General features: G+C 39.4%; 17 protein-coding genes and 1 other annotated feature. Of the genes, 1 reads left to right on the top strand and 16 read right to left on the bottom strand.

Annotated elements, in window-relative coordinates; genetic code table 11:
- Positions 1-16 precede the first annotated feature (16 nt).
- The 6 genes from ruvA to safA form a co-directional block, all read right to left on the bottom strand.
- Positions 17-628, bottom strand: coding sequence for a Holliday junction branch migration protein RuvA (ruvA, locus tag GD441_RS01925; RefSeq protein WP_153123121.1), 612 nt, complete (start codon positions 626-628; stop codon positions 17-19).
- Between the two features lie 257 nt (positions 629-885).
- Entirely contained in the window at positions 886-1,458 is a 573-nt protein-coding gene (locus tag GD441_RS01920; RefSeq protein WP_225434112.1) for a BofC C-terminal domain-containing protein, read from the bottom strand.
- 195 nt (positions 1,459-1,653) lie between these two features.
- Positions 1,654-2,382, bottom strand: coding sequence for a YebC/PmpR family DNA-binding transcriptional regulator (locus GD441_RS01915; protein WP_153123119.1), 729 nt, complete (start codon positions 2,380-2,382; stop codon positions 1,654-1,656).
- Between the two features lie 135 nt (positions 2,383-2,517).
- Entirely contained in the window at positions 2,518-3,219 is a 702-nt protein-coding gene (locus GD441_RS01910; protein ID WP_225434118.1) for a YhcN/YlaJ family sporulation lipoprotein, read from the bottom strand.
- Between the two features lie 241 nt (positions 3,220-3,460).
- A complete protein-coding gene (locus GD441_RS01905; RefSeq protein WP_191992066.1) occupies positions 3,461-4,435 on the bottom strand; it encodes a phosphotransferase in 975 nt (324 codons plus the stop codon).
- Complete coding sequence (gene safA, locus GD441_RS01900) at positions 4,425-6,302, bottom strand: SafA/ExsA family spore coat assembly protein (RefSeq protein ID WP_191992065.1); 1,878 nt, start codon at positions 6,300-6,302, stop codon at positions 4,425-4,427. Before safA ends, GD441_RS01905 begins: the two co-directional genes overlap by 11 nt.
- 250 nt (positions 6,303-6,552) lie before the next feature.
- On the opposite strand from safA, the gene GD441_RS01895 reads away from it, so the two are divergent.
- The gene (locus GD441_RS01895; RefSeq protein WP_153123111.1) at positions 6,553-7,092 is read left to right on the top strand and encodes a transcription repressor NadR; all 540 of its coding nucleotides are present in this window, start codon (positions 6,553-6,555) and stop codon (positions 7,090-7,092) included.
- Between the two features lie 50 nt (positions 7,093-7,142).
- Here the strand turns inward: GD441_RS01895 and pheA are convergent, their stop codons facing one another.
- From pheA to GD441_RS01845, 10 genes are all read right to left on the bottom strand, one after another.
- Positions 7,143-8,021, bottom strand: a complete 879-nt coding sequence (gene pheA, locus GD441_RS01890) for a prephenate dehydratase (RefSeq protein WP_153123110.1) — start codon at positions 8,019-8,021, stop codon at positions 7,143-7,145.
- A gap of 318 nt (positions 8,022-8,339) precedes the next feature.
- On the bottom strand, positions 8,340-8,789 hold the full coding sequence (locus tag GD441_RS01885) for an ACT domain-containing protein (RefSeq protein ID WP_153123605.1): 450 nt from the start codon (positions 8,787-8,789) through the stop codon (positions 8,340-8,342).
- Between the two features lie 78 nt (positions 8,790-8,867).
- Positions 8,868-10,157 (bottom strand): GTPase ObgE, encoded by a 1,290-nt coding sequence (gene obgE / locus GD441_RS01880; protein ID WP_153123108.1) that lies wholly within the window; start codon positions 10,155-10,157, stop codon positions 8,868-8,870.
- A 42-nt stretch (positions 10,158-10,199) separates the two neighbouring features.
- The gene (locus GD441_RS01875; RefSeq protein ID WP_191992064.1) at positions 10,200-10,748 is read right to left on the bottom strand and encodes a Spo0B C-terminal domain-containing protein; all 549 of its coding nucleotides are present in this window, start codon (positions 10,746-10,748) and stop codon (positions 10,200-10,202) included.
- Positions 10,749-11,304: 556 nt separating this feature from the next.
- The gene (gene rpmA / locus GD441_RS01870) at positions 11,305-11,595 is read right to left on the bottom strand and encodes a 50S ribosomal protein L27 (RefSeq protein WP_153123103.1); all 291 of its coding nucleotides are present in this window, start codon (positions 11,593-11,595) and stop codon (positions 11,305-11,307) included.
- Positions 11,596-11,607: 12 nt separating this feature from the next.
- A complete protein-coding gene (locus tag GD441_RS01865; protein ID WP_153123101.1) occupies positions 11,608-11,943 on the bottom strand; it encodes a ribosomal-processing cysteine protease Prp in 336 nt (111 codons plus the stop codon).
- Between the two features lie 12 nt (positions 11,944-11,955).
- Entirely contained in the window at positions 11,956-12,264 is a 309-nt protein-coding gene (rplU, locus tag GD441_RS01860; protein ID WP_153123099.1) for a 50S ribosomal protein L21, read from the bottom strand.
- A gap of 13 nt (positions 12,265-12,277) precedes the next feature.
- Positions 12,278-12,358, bottom strand: a sequence feature (ribosomal protein L21 leader region).
- Positions 12,359-12,417: 59 nt separating this feature from the next.
- Positions 12,418-13,854 (bottom strand): Rne/Rng family ribonuclease, encoded by a 1,437-nt coding sequence (locus GD441_RS01855; protein ID WP_153123097.1) that lies wholly within the window; start codon positions 13,852-13,854, stop codon positions 12,418-12,420.
- Between the two features lie 121 nt (positions 13,855-13,975).
- Complete coding sequence (locus GD441_RS01850) at positions 13,976-14,842, bottom strand: M50 family metallopeptidase (RefSeq protein WP_153123095.1); 867 nt, start codon at positions 14,840-14,842, stop codon at positions 13,976-13,978.
- Positions 14,835-15,596 carry a M23 family metallopeptidase gene (locus tag GD441_RS01845; protein ID WP_153123093.1) on the bottom strand — a complete coding sequence of 254 codons (762 nt, stop codon included), beginning with the start codon at positions 15,594-15,596 and terminating at the stop codon, positions 14,835-14,837. Before GD441_RS01845 ends, GD441_RS01850 begins: the two co-directional genes overlap by 8 nt.
- Positions 15,597-15,718 lie beyond the last annotated feature (122 nt).

The raw sequence follows: 15,718 nt of genomic DNA, 5'->3' as shown, positions 1-15,718 counted from the left end.
TCCCTCCTTTATTTCATTATTTCAACATAAGCTGGAGAGCTTTTTTGATATATTCCTCCGTTGTTAATATTTCCTTTTGCAAAGCCTTAGCCGCTTTCTGAACTTCTTTATCTGAATAACCCAGTGCTTTTAAAGCCTCCATCGCTTCTTCAAGCTGACTGCTGGCAGAAGAATAGCCGGCTGTTTCAAGCTTATCGTTAAAAAGATTTGGGAAATAGTCCGGGACAATATTTTCAAGCTTCCCTTTTAAATCCAGTATCATTTGTCTCGCGGTTTTCTTACCAACTCCTGGGAATTTCAATAAAAATTTCTCATCTTCGTTTTCGATTGCTTGTACTACCTGTTCAACCTGGCCGGAAGCCAATATGGCTAGGGCACCCTTAGGCCCAATTCCGGTTACATTCAACAATTTATTAAACAGTGCTTTTTCCTCACGGGTACGAAATCCATATAACGCCTGCACATCTTCCCTTACATAAAGATGTGTGAAAATCGTTTCAACTTTACCATTTCCTGCAGAAAAAACAAAAGGATTAGGCGTCATTATTTGATACCCGATCCCCCCGTTATCGACAACTATGTACTCAGGACTAACGAACTCAACCGTTCCTTTAATATAATCGAACAAATCTCTCTCTCCTAAAGTTTGCTGTACACCATTGTAACATACAATACGAAAAGCGGAAAGCGCCCGCTTAGCTCTGACGGGAAAATGTTCTTCACCCGAAGAAGTCCCAAAGACTTCGCAGGGGGAAGGTTATTTTACCCGAAGAGCTGGCGCTTGGAGCTAGACAATACGAAAAGCGGAAAGCGCCCGCTTAGCTCTATTTAAACGTAGAAGTTGAAAAAACATTCAAAAGGCCGGAAAGATTATGGACTTCCCGGCTATCTTTTCGACTTGACGGTAGAATAAGGCTTAAATGCTTCAATGACTTCTACATAATGGTTTTTATTTAAAACTCTTATTCCTTCTTTGAGTTCTTCATGCTTCTTGCTTTCTAGCTTACCAATGTCAATTTGAAAAAAAGATTGAATGACTTGGGATTGATCGGGTTTTCCATTAAAGATTGACAATGTTCCATCTTCGGTAATTCCAAAATAGCCGTTCGTTTTAAGCATTGGGGAAATATCATTCACTTTTCGTTTGAAAACCATTCTGCCTTCGTTCTGATCGATTAGCTGCCAATCTTTATATTGAGCCCAAAAATCCTCCATAGCCAAAATTTCTTCCACAATGCTCTCCTCGCTAACTTCTCCATCCAAATACTCTCTTTGCAGGATGATGTATCGTTTTAAAGGGGCCGTAACAAGCTGAACTTGTTTGTCCGAATTAGCATCTTCCATGTCTAGTTGTTTTTTGGCTTGCAAATCTGGACGAATGATTAAACATACTAAAGCAATGAAGGATAGTAAAAACAAACTATACACCTTTTTTCCAACTTTTCTTCTGTCGTACATATACTCACCTCGTTGGCAGTTCAGTGCTTTTTTATAGTTTGTCCTCTCCTTCCTTTTTTAACCCAATTATTAGCAGAATACAAAAAGCGATAAGAATTCTGCAATATTTTCTAAAAATGAAAAATACCACAAAACAGAATTCTGTGGTATTTTCCATTTCAATGTTATTTTGTAAGTCTGGATGCTTTTTTAAAATTATTCCTCATCCCAATTATGGTAAATGTCTTGGACGTCATCGTCTTCTTCCAGCATGTCGAGCATTTTTTCCATTTTGGCTTTTATATCATCAGATAGTTGAGTATAAGTTTGCGGGAACATGGTAATTTCGGCATCTGTAAGAGTAATCCCGTTCGCTTCTAATGCTTCCTTCACTTGCTCAAAGCTGTTAGGATCTGTGTATATTTCATATGCTTCTTCACTTGTTTCAATCTCTTCTGCTCCAGCTTCAATTGCTAGAAGCATCAAATCATCTTCATCGATATTGACTTCCTCGCGGTCGATAGCAAGGTATCCTTTACGGTCAAACATATAGGAAACACAGCCTGACTCTCCCAAGTTTCCACCATTTTTAGAAAACGCTAATCTTACGTTTGACGCTGTTCTATTTTTATTATTGGTTAAACATAAGACCATAACTGCAACTCCGCCAGGTCCATATCCTTCATATATAATTTCCTCGTAATTTCCGCCCTCTAAACCGCCAGTAGCCTTTTTAATTGCACGTTCAATGTTTTCGTTAGGCATGTTTGCTGCTTTTGCTTTTTCAATGACAGAGCGCAAAGCTGCGTTTGTTGACACATCCCCACCACCGTTTTTAGCGGCAAGATAAATGTCTTTTGCTAACTTCATAAAAATTTTTCCGCGTTTTGCATCTTGAGCATTTTTGCGGTGCTGAATATTTTTCCATTTAGAATGTCCTGCCATTCTAAAACACCTCTCGAGCAAAAAAATTTCATCATAACTATAACATATTGTGTTTTATAAGGTAAACAACATGAATCCTTAAGATGTTATCCCCTTCAAAAAGCCGGCGCTTCATTCACTCGCCGGCTAGAACGTTTATTCCATATGATTCATATGAGTATGCAGATTCTTAAAAAGGTCACTTGCATCCATTTTGATTCGATCACGTGGCCCACCGTCACGCAGAGTGTTATCCAGCGAAAGTACTCGGTGATAGACACCAGAATCAGTTAAGACGTACACCTTTTTATTTTCAACTAGAGGAGAAACGGCTTTTTGAACCGATTTTTTTATTTCGTCAGCATCATTATAGTTGTTAATCAGTAATGAAATAACAGCTTGGTCATTATATATGAGGACTCTTGCATCTTTGACACCTTCTTGTTTTGATGCTTTAGCTGCAAGCTTTTCTGCTAGCTGCCCTTCATAGCTCGTGTAATAAGAGGAGCGTGCTGCTCGGGTCATTTCAATATGGTTATGGTAATTATAATCTGCCCTGCTATAATCTCCATCCTGCAGAAATGGTCCTCTATCTCGGTCTGATATTGGAATCGTAGGATTGCCACCATGATTATTCACGATTTCTTTCCTTTTAATTGCATTATCCCTGTAGTCATTCATCATATGAGGGATTGGAGCAGCCTGATTATCTAACAGTATGGCATTTCCACCATTAGATGTTTCGGTGGAATAATAACCGACTTGATTAGCCATATTTCTCATATCTGTTTTTGCTTCATGGGCTGAACATGCACTCATACTTAAAATCATGACAGCTGCAGGCAATATGAAAGCCATTTTTCGCAATAGAATAACCTCCTTCGTTGAACAATACGAGCACATAGATGCTCAATTTTAGTGTTCAGCCGAAAAGAGGTTCTTAAACTGACGTATTTCAGGTAAACCTTAAAAATTTTGGCGGTAGAGCAGCCAAATGACGCTTATGTTCAGTACGAACATTCATATGACCTCTTCTTTCCAGGAATCTTTCCACCTTTAAATCCCTATCGATCATGTCATAGTGGTACACATTTCCTTCTCATCCGTTCGCTTGTTGATTTACCATAAAAGCTAAGGACTTATTAAATTCCATGCGCTTAGAAAAATCCTCGACGGTCAGCTTCCATATCGAGTGCAAGTATGAGTGGTTATGCACTAGGTTTTCTCTAACTATTCTGTTCCATTCCCTAAAAATATCCGCAGGAAATGCCAAAGCATACAAAAATGCTCGATTATTCTTATATTGTTTGAATTGTGGATACTCCCACAGTTCTTGTTCGTTCTGTATATGAGGTAGAATACGGTTGCCATATTGTAAATAATCAAATAGTGCTGGTCCGTAAGATATTAAATCAAAATCGATTAAATATAAATCACCATTGGCTTTTCGTAAGAAATTATGATGGGCCACATCTCCATGTGTGACAGTATGAAAATCTTCACATAAGAAGTGTTCGTATTTTTCCATCCCTTCAATCGCCCAATATCCCCAATATAGCCATGTCGATAATATTTTTTGAGACACGTATTTTTCAAGAACTAGGATATTTTTTTCAAAAAGTGACAGTCGTTCCTTCCATTTTTTTATTTGGTTGTAGGTTGTATTGGTATGGTGTTCAAAATTAGCTGCTGCTAAATGATATTTTGTTAACAATTGTAAACCTTGCAGCCGATCGTCTAATTGATTATACGAAAATTTTTCCGAGCTAGGGTGAATATATTCAATCCATGCGAAATAACTATTGTTATGCTTAAAATGAGCCGGTTCATCATTAAAAATATAAGACTGAGTAAAACCCGTTTCACGAAGATAGTTCGTAAAGTTTTTCTGGAGTAACAATCGATTCTTATTCGTAAAACCTTTCAAAATGAAAATGTCTTTGTTTGAATAGACGAGATATACGTTTTCTCTTAACTTCATGATTTTTTTCAAAGAAATCCCCGCATGGTTTAAACAATGAAGGAGACGAGTGCGGAATACACTGTCTCCTCCTTTATCAAAATTACTGTTCACTACTTTCATCCGCAAATCGAGGCATTTGAAAAGTTTCAAGATTTCCTTGAGATTGCGGATCTCCATTTACTGGCATGTTAAATGGCTGTTGCATTGGAGGTAGTCCATACGGGTGTTGTATTTGTCGTTGCGGGAACATTGGCATTTGATACATTTGCTGCATCATACTTGAATCCATTGGCTGCATTTGACCTTGACCCATTGGTTGCATCGGTCCTTGGCCCATTGGCTGCATTTGACCTTGACCCATTGGTTGCATCGGCCCTTGGCCCATTGGCTGCATTTGACCTTGGCCCATTGGCTGCATTTGACCTTGACCCATTGGCTGCATTTGACCTTGGCCCATTGGCTGCATTTGACCTTGCCACATCATCTGTTGCATCGGTCCTTGACCCATTGACTGCGTTTGCCCTGGACTCATTGGTTGATAGGGCTGTTGGCTTGAAGGCTGCATGGATTGCTGATAACCATCGGTTCCATTATACATGTGCAAATGCTGCTTTGGAACATTTTGCATGGATGACATATTTGGACCACCCATATGCTCCTGCATATAGTGTGAAGGAACAGATTGTTTTTGGTAATATAAAGGCGCATTCATCTGCTGACCGTAAGGCATCTGGATCGGCGCATTCATTTGCTGACCTGTTCCCGGCATCATAGACTTAGGAGATTTAGGCATTTCTCCAGCGTCGCATCCACAATCCTGTCCCTTAGCAACAGGTGCTTGATATGGAACTCCCATATGAGCTTCCATCGGCATCATAGATGAGGGTTGTTGTCCATAACCCATAGGGTACATTTGTGAACTTGAAAGCTCACCTACACTGGAGGATTCCATTGCTTGCATTCCTTGTACTTGGCCCATAAATGCATGAGGATAGGTGTAAACAGGTTGAGGCTGCATCATCCCTTGCATCATCGGTTGAGCCTGCTGCATTCCATTCATATGTGAATATGGATAGTATCCTTGTGCAGGATAAGCCATACAGCTTGAGCTTTCTTCCATCATTGGCATTGGTGCGACCATCGACCCATGAACCTGAGGATACGCCCATGGATGGAATGGTGGACAAAAACCTGTTCCAGGCATTAATGGTGTGACAGGTACACATTCTTGTGCAAGTAGTTGTTGAACAGGAGATTCCGGTGATTCTGGGCTTTCTTCTTTCATGAAAATCGGCAACACTGGCTTCTCTGGCATCACTGGCTGACTAGGTTTTGGAGCAGGCACCTGTAATTTTGCCATATTCGACATATAGTAATGATTCATATCGATATCAGGTACGACAGGTTGAGGCATTTTGGGTGCCATCTGTTTTCCTATCAGTGGCTGCTTTGGCTCCTCTTTTACGATAGGCATGGGTGCTATTTTGGGTTCTACTTTGATCGGTGCTGCTTTTGGCTCCACCTTGATCGGCGCTGCTTTTGGTTCTACTTTTATTGGTGCTGCTTTTGGCTCTACTTTGATCGACGCTGCTTTTGGTTCTACTTTTATTGGTGCTGCTTTTGGTTCTACTTTGATCGGTGCAGCTTTTGGTTCTACTTTTGGCACTTCTTTTAACGGTGCTTCCTTTGCTTTTGGTGCAATAATGGGAGCTTCTTTTACCGGCTTTTCTTTTTTAGCTTCTGCTACCGCTTTAGGCGCTTCTTTTTTTGATCCAAAACTCACTTTTGTTTCTGCTTTAGCGACTGTTTCTTTTTTACCGGCTGTATCAGTACCCGGAATCTTTATTTTCATGCCGGGCATGATCATATCCGGGTTACTAAGCTGTGAATTCAGTTTTTTCAACTCTTCAAAATTTACGCCATACTTTTTGGCTAGTTTCCAAAGAGTATCACCTTTTTGGACGATATGAATCTTCACGCTGTTTTTCCCTCCTATGCATATGTCCTTATATACTATGAAGAAATGGGCAAAGTGCTAACATATTTCATGAAAACTTATGCATAAAACCTAGCAAATATGATGAGGCAGGTGAATTTTTTACAATCCAAAAGCCTAATTCCTTTAGGACTGGTTATCCTTTATGAAGCTCTTTCCAACCAAACATGAATATTGAAAATAAAGAGAGAAAATTTTACAATAACAATAACTTAAGAAAAGGAGTCGAGCGATGACAGAGAAAAAAAAGCTTCTAGGAGAGGAAAGAAGAGAAAAACTTCTGGCTTTGTTAAAAGAAAGTGATAGCCCTCTTACAGGGACTCAATTAGCCGCGATGGCAAACGTCAGCCGTCAGGTAATTGTCGGAGATATAACATTATTAAAGGCAAAAAACGAACCGATCGTTGCGACAAGCCAAGGCTATCTGTATCTTCATTCACCAAGCTCTTCTATGCGTTATGAAAAGACCGTTGCCTGCTTTCATTCTCCAGAAAGGGCAGAGGAAGAATTACAATTACTCGTTGACCTAGGCGTAACGGTAAAGGATGTAAAAATTGAGCATCCAGTGTATGGTGATTTAACGGCCTCCATCATGGTTTCAAATCGAAAAGAGGTTAGACAATTTTTTGAGAAAATCAGAAAAACAAATGCCTCTTTTTTATCAGAGCTAACAGATGGCATTCATCTTCATACACTCCAAGCCTCCTCTAAGGCTGTCCTTGAAGAAGCAGAAAAAGCCCTAAAAAATGCTGGTTTCTTGATCAATGAATAAAGCTGTTCACGGCATAAATGGATTGCCATGAACAGCTTTTTATTTACAATTTATTTTTTAACAATCGCTTTATTTCCAATTAAAAAGCTTCGGTAGCTTCCTAAAACCGACACCTTACACCCTAAAGCTTCTAATTCTTGGATGGCTCCAGGTATTAAAACATCATCCAGCTCATGCTCGATATCAATAATAAAGAAGTAGTTGCCAAGACCTGTTTTCATCGGCCGCGATTCAATTTTTGAGAGGTTCAGCCTTCTCCAGGAAAAGGCAGAAAGAACCTGATGGAGTGCACCTGCATGATCATCTGGTAAAATAATCATTAAAGTCGTCTTCACCCCGTGCTCCTGTGCCGCGTAGTTCTGAAAAGTCACTTTATGTTTTGAAACGACAATAAAACGAGTATGGTTGTGGTGATAATCATGAATATCTTCTTTTACAATCGTTAATCCGTATTCCTTTGCAGCTAGCTCATTTGCGATCGCAGCGATCTTCCTTTTAGGAGAGTCTTTTACTAACTTTGCTGCTGCGGCAGTAGACGTCAAATTTTCGCACGGAATCCCTTTCAGCTCCTTATGCAAAAATTTATGACATTGTGCGATTGCATGAGAATGGGAAAAAATCATTTCAACCTCTTTCCAGTTTTCGGCATGATTCGGATGAACCATCAAATGCTGTCGAATAGGAGCATTGATTTCTCCCTGAATAGGCAGACCTACTTCATGTATCAAATAATCAAGAGTGATGTTTACTGAACCTTCTAGTGCATTTTCAAGTGGTACAACAGCTATTTCTGCTATTCCCTCATAAACTGCATCTAAGCATTCAGGAATTGTAAGCATAGGTAATTTTTCATCCTCCGAAAACATGGCACTAACAGCCAAATCAGTAAACGTTGCTTTCGGTCCCAAAAACGCAATTTTTCTTTTCATACAAACAGCTCCTCTATTTATGTAACCCCAGCTTAAAAATTTACTGTTTATCATATTCTATTTTTTGAAAATTTACAATACTTGTAGTGCGGATCTTTATTTTTTCACATATATTTTCTTGATGAAGATCGAAAATTTTACAAAAAAAGGATGACACCATGGTCATCCTTTAGGTTTTGGACTAACTCTCAAACTATTTTTGTCTGCTCCCTATCTATTTTCCCTAGGTTAAAAGCAGCTATTTCATATAAAAATCACTAGACGGCCGATATATCCTGCTTAACGCTGATATGCTAAAGCGAAAAGAATAAGATTGAATTATGCACCTGAACTTAGAACTTCCACTTTGTCTACAAATTCCAATTTTCTAAGACTAGAAAGAAGGCTGTCCATATCCTTCGTCATGTCGCTGACGTTCAAAGACAGTGTGACATTGGCACGACCTTGTAATGGAATCGTTTGGTGAATGGTCAACACGTTACAGCCAGCCGCGGCAACTACTCCAAGAAGCTGGGAAAGCGTTCCGGATCTGTCTTCTAAATGAAAAAATAATGTAATAATTTTTTCCTTTACGATCGTATGGAAAGGGAAAACCGTATCACGGTATTTATAAAAAGCACTTCTGCTTAGATCTACCTTCTGAACAGCATCCCATACAGACTCTGCCTTGCCTCGCTCAAGCATTTCCTTCGCTTCAAGTGTTTTTTGCATAGCTTCTGGAAGTACATCTTCCCGTACTAAATAAAATTTTTTATCAATTTTCTTCACAATCACTCACCTCTTATCCCCCTGCAATTATTAAGAGAGGGGGTAATACAGGTTCATATTCAATAATATCTACTTATTTTACTCAACAAATTCAAACTCAAAATTAAGCAGCTTTACGGTATCGCCGTTTTGAGCTCCTCGCTTTCTCAAAGCATCATCCACCCCTAGGGAACGAAGCTGTCTCGCGAATCTCTTTACTGATTCATCACGGTTGAAGTTAGTCATCTTGAAAAGCTTTTCAATTTTTTCCCCTGAAACAACAAAACTTCCATCAGGGTCACGTGTAATGGTAAATTCGTCTTGTGGAGCTTCATGCTTATACAATACGCGGTGTACGCCTGTCTCTTCCACGGCGTGCTCAAGTGGAAACTCAGGTGTTTCCTCCAGTTTGTCCGCGACTGCAAACAGCAATTCTCGAACACCTTCTCGAGTCAAAGAGGAAATAGGGAAAATCTGTACATCCTCTCCGACTTTTTCTTTGAATTTTTTTAAATTCTCTTCTGCATCGGGCATATCCATCTTGTTAGCAGCCACAATTTGAGGACGCTCCGTCAAACGCAAATTGTATTCCTTTAATTCATTATTGATTGTTACATAATCCTCATACGGGTCGCGACCTTCTATTCCAGACATATCCACCACATGAACGATTACTCGTGTTCTTTCAATATGTCGTAAAAACTGATGGCCCAATCCAACTCCTTGATGTGCCCCTTCAATTAAACCTGGTAGGTCAGCCATTACAAAGCTTCTGCCGTCATCTGTCTCGACCACTCCAAGATTCGGAACAATGGTCGTAAAATGGTATTCTGCGATTTTCGGCTTCGCAGCAGAAACGATCGAGAGCAGCGTCGATTTCCCTACGCTTGGAAAACCAACCAACCCCACGTCAGCCAAAAGCTTTAGCTCAAGCACAACATTGCGTTCTTGACCAGGCTCGCCATTCTCAGCAATTTCCGGTGCTGGGTTTGCTGGAGTAGCAAAACGAATGTTCCCTCTGCCTCCTCTACCACCTTTAGCAATCACCGCTCTTTGACCATGTTCCGTTAAATCAGCAATAATTTCACCTGTATCAGCATCTTTTACAACTGTTCCAGGTGGTACTTTCACAACCATGTCGGTTGCATTTTTTCCATGCTGTCCCTTAGACATTCCGTGCTCGCCACGAGGTGCCTTAAAATGCCTTTGATATCGAAAATCGATCAGAGTTCGTAGGCCTTCTTCCACTTCAAAGATCACATCAGCTCCTTTACCTCCATCTCCTCCAGCCGGACCTCCATTCGGGACATATTTTTCACGACGGAAAGCAACCATTCCGTTACCGCCGTCGCCACCTTTCACATAGATCTTCACTTGATCGACAAACATGTAATCACTTCCCTTGTCTTATCTTTCGATGTAACCCCCATGCTAAATAGAATTTGTACAGGAGATTTCAATATCAAAAATCCATTCATTTTCATTTTTTTCTTCGATCCATAACTTGAAATTTTCATGATATTTTTTTTCAAGGAAATGGATCATTTCCTTCTCTTCTTCTATCTTTCCCTGCAGATCAAAGGAAAAACAGATTTTCCCTTCATTTTGCAAAATACTAATCTTCAACGAATTCTCTGTTAAAAGGCTTAACGAGCCAGATAACAATTGAAAGAATTCCTTTAGCCAGTTTGATATTATTTCATCAGCTTCTTTACAGCCTTCTTCAACCTGCAAAATTTCATATTCTAATGTGTATGAATACCCCATCCAATTTGCCGTTAACAACAATTCTGCCAGCTTTGGCATATGTAAAGTAGATAATTTCGCCTCATTTTGCGCTTCTAATATAATTTCTTCAATGATTCCCTTGGCCTGCTCTGGCTTGTCCAGTTCTAGGTTGCTTTTGATCAGCTGCATCTTGTTCAGCCAATCGTGCCTGGAATATCTTAACAACTCAATGGTTGACCAATCTTTTTTCATTTTCATTCTCCCAGTATAAATAATAAATGAACGGAACTGATATAAATTATCCTCAATAAGTATACCAAAAAGAAAATCACGATAATATAGAAAAGCGGAAAGCGCCTGGTTAGCTCTGTTTAAAGGAACGTCGACTAAAACCTGCCACGTCCTGTGGCAAACGTCGACGCCACGACGTCCTGTCGAAGTAATGTTCTTCACCCGAAGAAGTCCTAAAGACTTCGCAGGGGGAAGGTTATCCCGCATTAACGGGCAGTAATCCCCAACATTCATTTCGTTATAGAAGTGAAGAGCTTAAATGGGGATAACTGCCCGTAAAAGCCCGATTCGTTCAACTAACCATCAGTGGGAGATTCATATACTTAAAACATAACATCCATCCTGTAATAGTAATTACATAAATACGTCTTGTACATTGACCCACTGATGGAAGTTTCACCTTATTTTACCCGAAGAGCTGGCGCTTGCAGCTAGACAATAGAAAAGCGGAAAGCGACATTCCCGTAACAATAAGAAAACCCTAACCAATCCGGTTAGAGTTTTCAAAGATGCAATCTTAAGCTTCTTGAGCTACTGGATATACGCTAACTTTTTTGCGGTCACGGCCGAAACGCTCGAAACGTACTACGCCATCAACCTTAGCGAATAGAGTATCATCTCCACCACGGCCTACGTTTTCACCTGGATAAATCTTTGTACCGCGTTGACGGTATAGGATAGAACCACCAGTTACGAACTCTCCATCGCCTGCTTTAGCACCAAGGCGCTTCGCGATAGAGTCACGTCCGTTCTTCGTAGAACCTACTCCCTTTTTGGAAGCGAAGAACTGAAGATCTAATCTTAACATCTGTTCCACCTCCTACTTATTGAGGGTAATTTTAATATATTTTCCATAGTCACGTTCAATCGTTTGAAGCGAAACGAGCATTGATTCGAGAATCAGCTGTACCTTTTCTTGAGATTCTTCCGAGATTTCATCAGGAATTTCACAAGAAAGATATCCACCGTCTCCACCTTGCTCGATTTTTGGCTTAACATCTGTTAGTGCAAAAATGCTGTTCACAGCTCCAAAGGAAACCGCTGAAGCTCCTGCACAAACAATATCTTGACCACGCTTAGCAAAATTGGCATGTCCGCTCATGGTAAAGGATTTAATCCTTCCATCGGAACGATACTTTACATTTACGGTAATCATTCAAACTACACCTTAAGCGTTGATCTTTTCGATCACAACTTTAGTGTATGGCTGACGATGACCTTGCTTTTTGCGGTTGTTTTTCTTCGCTTTGTATTTGAAAACGATGATCTTCTTTTGACGACCATGCTTTTCAACTTTACCAGTAACAGATACTCCGTCAACTAGTGGGCTACCAACTTTTACGTTGTCACCACCAACGAATAAAACCTTGTCAAATGTAACTGTTTCGCCAGCTTCTACATCTAATTTTTCAACGTAGATTACATCGCCTTCAGCTACTTTTAGTTGCTTTCCGCCAGTTTCGATAATTGCGTACATATTTGCACCTCCTCATATGACTAAGACTCGCCAATCACAGGCGTTTTGCTAATAGCAAAAACTTAAAACCTGTTCTGAGCGGTTGTAGCACGGGTGCGCTACAAACATAACATAAAAATACTATCATACCTTTAGAAAAAGTGTCAATGCTTTTCACAATTTAATTTTATAGGATGGAATTTCCTTTTCCATTCTTTCAAACAGCAATAGAAATCCTAATTCTTTTTCCAATCTTTCTTTAAATATTTTATTGACTCCAGAAAAGAGGGCAATCACATCATCGGTCGCTTCTACTACCACTGTTTCAAAATCAAGACCACGCCATTGAAACAGTTCTCTTTCTAGTTTAAAAGCCAGAGATTCTGCACTTAACACTCTTCCAGTGCCGCTGCAAACTTTACACGAGGTCGTTTTTTTCTCCAATAGCGTCGGAGCTTGTCTTTTTCTCGTCATTTGCAGGAACCCTAGTTCAGTAAACCCGAGAATATGAAGTCCATTGCGATCATTGGCAAAATTCTGTTTTAACGTTTGAATAATAGCCTCTTTATTGACCGTACTTTTCATATTGATAAAATCAATTAAAATAATCCCGCTTATATTCCGAAGCTGAATTTGCCGGGCAATTTCCTTTGCTGCCCTTATATTCGTATCAAAAATCGTTTTTTCTTTGTCCGTCTTTCCGATAAATTTACCTGTATTCACATCAATCGTTGTCAGCGCTTCATTTTCTTCAATAATAAAGTAAGCTCCTTCATCAAGCCATACGACATTCTTTAAAAGTTTACTTAGTTCATTTTCTATATGCAGTGCAGAAAAAATATCTTCTTTTTCCCCATAAAAAGAAATACTTAGGTTGTACAGTCCTTCTTCCTCCTGCCATTTTTTCAGAGCACGAAACATACCGCTTTCATCTACTAATACTTCCGTGTCATGAGAGGATTTTAATTCAGCCTTTATGCTCTCTAAATATGTATCTTTATAAAATAGCAAGTCTCCAGAATTTGCTGTTCGAAATTTACCGAGTATTTCTTGATAGGTTTTCCTTAGCTGTTCAAGCTCGGATACAAATTCCTCTATACTTTTATTTTGCATGCTTGTTCTTATAAGGACTCCCTCATTTTCTAGCAAATACTGCTGAGCAGTCTTTCTCCAAAATTTCTGAGCCTCTTGTGGAATCTTTTTCGAAACCCCGATGTGGGAATGTCCCGCCATATAGATGAGATGCTCTCCTGACAGTTCCACAATGCCCGTTAGCTTAGCTCCTTTAAGCTCCGTTTCATCTGCTACAACTTGAACTAAAACCTTTTCTCCTTGCTTTACTAACGATTGAATAGGGGTGGCTTTTTGATCCGTCTTTAGCACACGGTAAGCGTACAATTGATCCCGATGCAAAAATCCATTTCTTCCTTGACCAAAATCGACAAAGACAGCGTCCATACCCTTTATTACCTTTTCGACTCTGCCGGCATAAATATTTCCAACAAGACTCTCCTGTAACAGATTGCTGCTAGCAACCTTTATAAGCTTTCCATCCTCAAGAACGGCGTATCTCTTTTCTCTTCCTCGATGATTGATAATAATCTTTTTCACTTCGCCTGCTCCTTAACCTCTATATACATTGTCATGATCGTTCACTCTCTCATACCCTTAAAAAAAATATCCTTTCCTGTATCACAGAAAATTTGTGTTATTCGAGGAAAGGATACCATATTTAATAGGAATATAACAGTTCGCCTATTTTAATCGTAGTCATTTTTTCAGAAAAGTAAGCATGAAGGAGCTCCGTTTCATCAAGAGTCCCTCGCTCTCGACCATTTTTTGTTACAATAATCGGATGCTTACTGTCCCGATTGAATTTTTCAAGCACCTTATATATTTTTTCATTTTCATCTACGACGATAGGATTGAGTCCATTAACGTTGCTCCCTCTCCCATAATGCCGTTCAAGCAAAAAACGGATAAACCTATAAGGTTTTTGTTTCCATGCAGTCCACAGCGAAAATACGAGAAAAGCAATCATGATCCAGAGCGATAGATTATTAGGCATCATAACAAGTGTACCCACAAACAGCAACACACAGAAAATCATTGATAATTGTAAGGTTTGCGTGTAACCTAACAAAAATGGACGAATACGTGAAAGGTATAAAAACAGCAATTTACCACCATCAAGTGGCCAAATTGGAAAAAGGTTAAATAGGAGCACACCAAGATTTAGAAAGAAAAAAACAGAAAAAGTTTCCTCAGTTATAAATTCTATTTTTGCCAGAATTAAGGCTGCACCTACCATCCAAAAGTGCTGTAAAGGTCCAGAAATCGTAACGATGAATTCTTCTCGCAAAGGGCGATTTCCGTTCTCATCCGTCTCAAGCATGCCTCCAAACGGCAACAAAGTTACTGACTTTATCCGCCAATTATAATAAGAAGCAGCAATTGCATGACCTAATTCATGAATCAAAACAATCCCTATTAGCAATATTGCTTGCAAAAAGTGAGCTGTTAAAACGGACAGACCTAAAATAAGCCAAAGCGTTGGGTGAATACGGAATTTTTGAAGCAAGTGAATAGATTTAATCAAATGAAATCACCTGGTTCGGATCTATAAACGTTTCATTTGATTTTATGGCAAAGTAAAATTCACCCTTCGTACCGTCTTTACTAATTGAAACGACTCCAAGCTCTTGCTTTTTTTCCACAAAATCATAAAGCTTCACATTGATTTGTTGCAGGTTTGCATACCATGATTCCGTTTTGTCGCTATGCTGGATAATGATTGTTTTGCCTATGTGATCCTTCACACCAGCGAAAATCACAATCCCTTCGTTTATAGCTTCTACATTGGAATCTTTACCTGTTTCGATCATAATTCCTTCACCGTTTGTCTCAAAATTTTGAAGAATTTTACCAGAAGCTGGTACATCATACTGTGAGTCATCATTGGAAGCCTCCGTTGTCTCTTTTTCAGCAGTGTTCGGTAAAAAAGCGATCGGTTTTCCAAACTTTTTTTCATACCAATCCGTGATGGCTGCAAATTGTAATTCCTGCTCCATCGTATTTTGCAGGAATTCTCGTATAGGTTCTAGCTTTTCAGAAGGGTGCTTAAACATAACTGCCGTGCTTACAAACAAAAGCATTGCTGCTAAAATTTTAAGTAAAAACATTTCTTTTTTAAATAAAGGATGGGAAGCTTCAGATGCAGAGCCACCTCCTGAAAATAAATGATGATCGTACCGTTCTTCATCATGCAGGTAATTCCAATCCCGAGGCTTTTTGTCTTTTATTTTTTTTCGATTCGCAATGCGATTTCTGATTTCCTTCCTTCTGTCCTTCATTACCCATCCTAACCCCTTTACATAACAAAGTTTTGTACAAGTATATGATTGACTTGTCCATTCTATTACCTCGTATAAACAATAAAGCAAAACACAAAAAAGCCTATTTTTCCTTTGTGGAA

This window comes from Peribacillus tepidiphilus (assembly GCF_009466385.1).
Lineage (GTDB): Bacteria > Bacillota > Bacilli > Bacillales > DSM-1321 > Bacillus_BN > Bacillus_BN tepidiphilus.
Note: the sequence above shows the minus strand (reverse complement) of the source record. Positions and strands in the feature narration are given on the sequence as shown.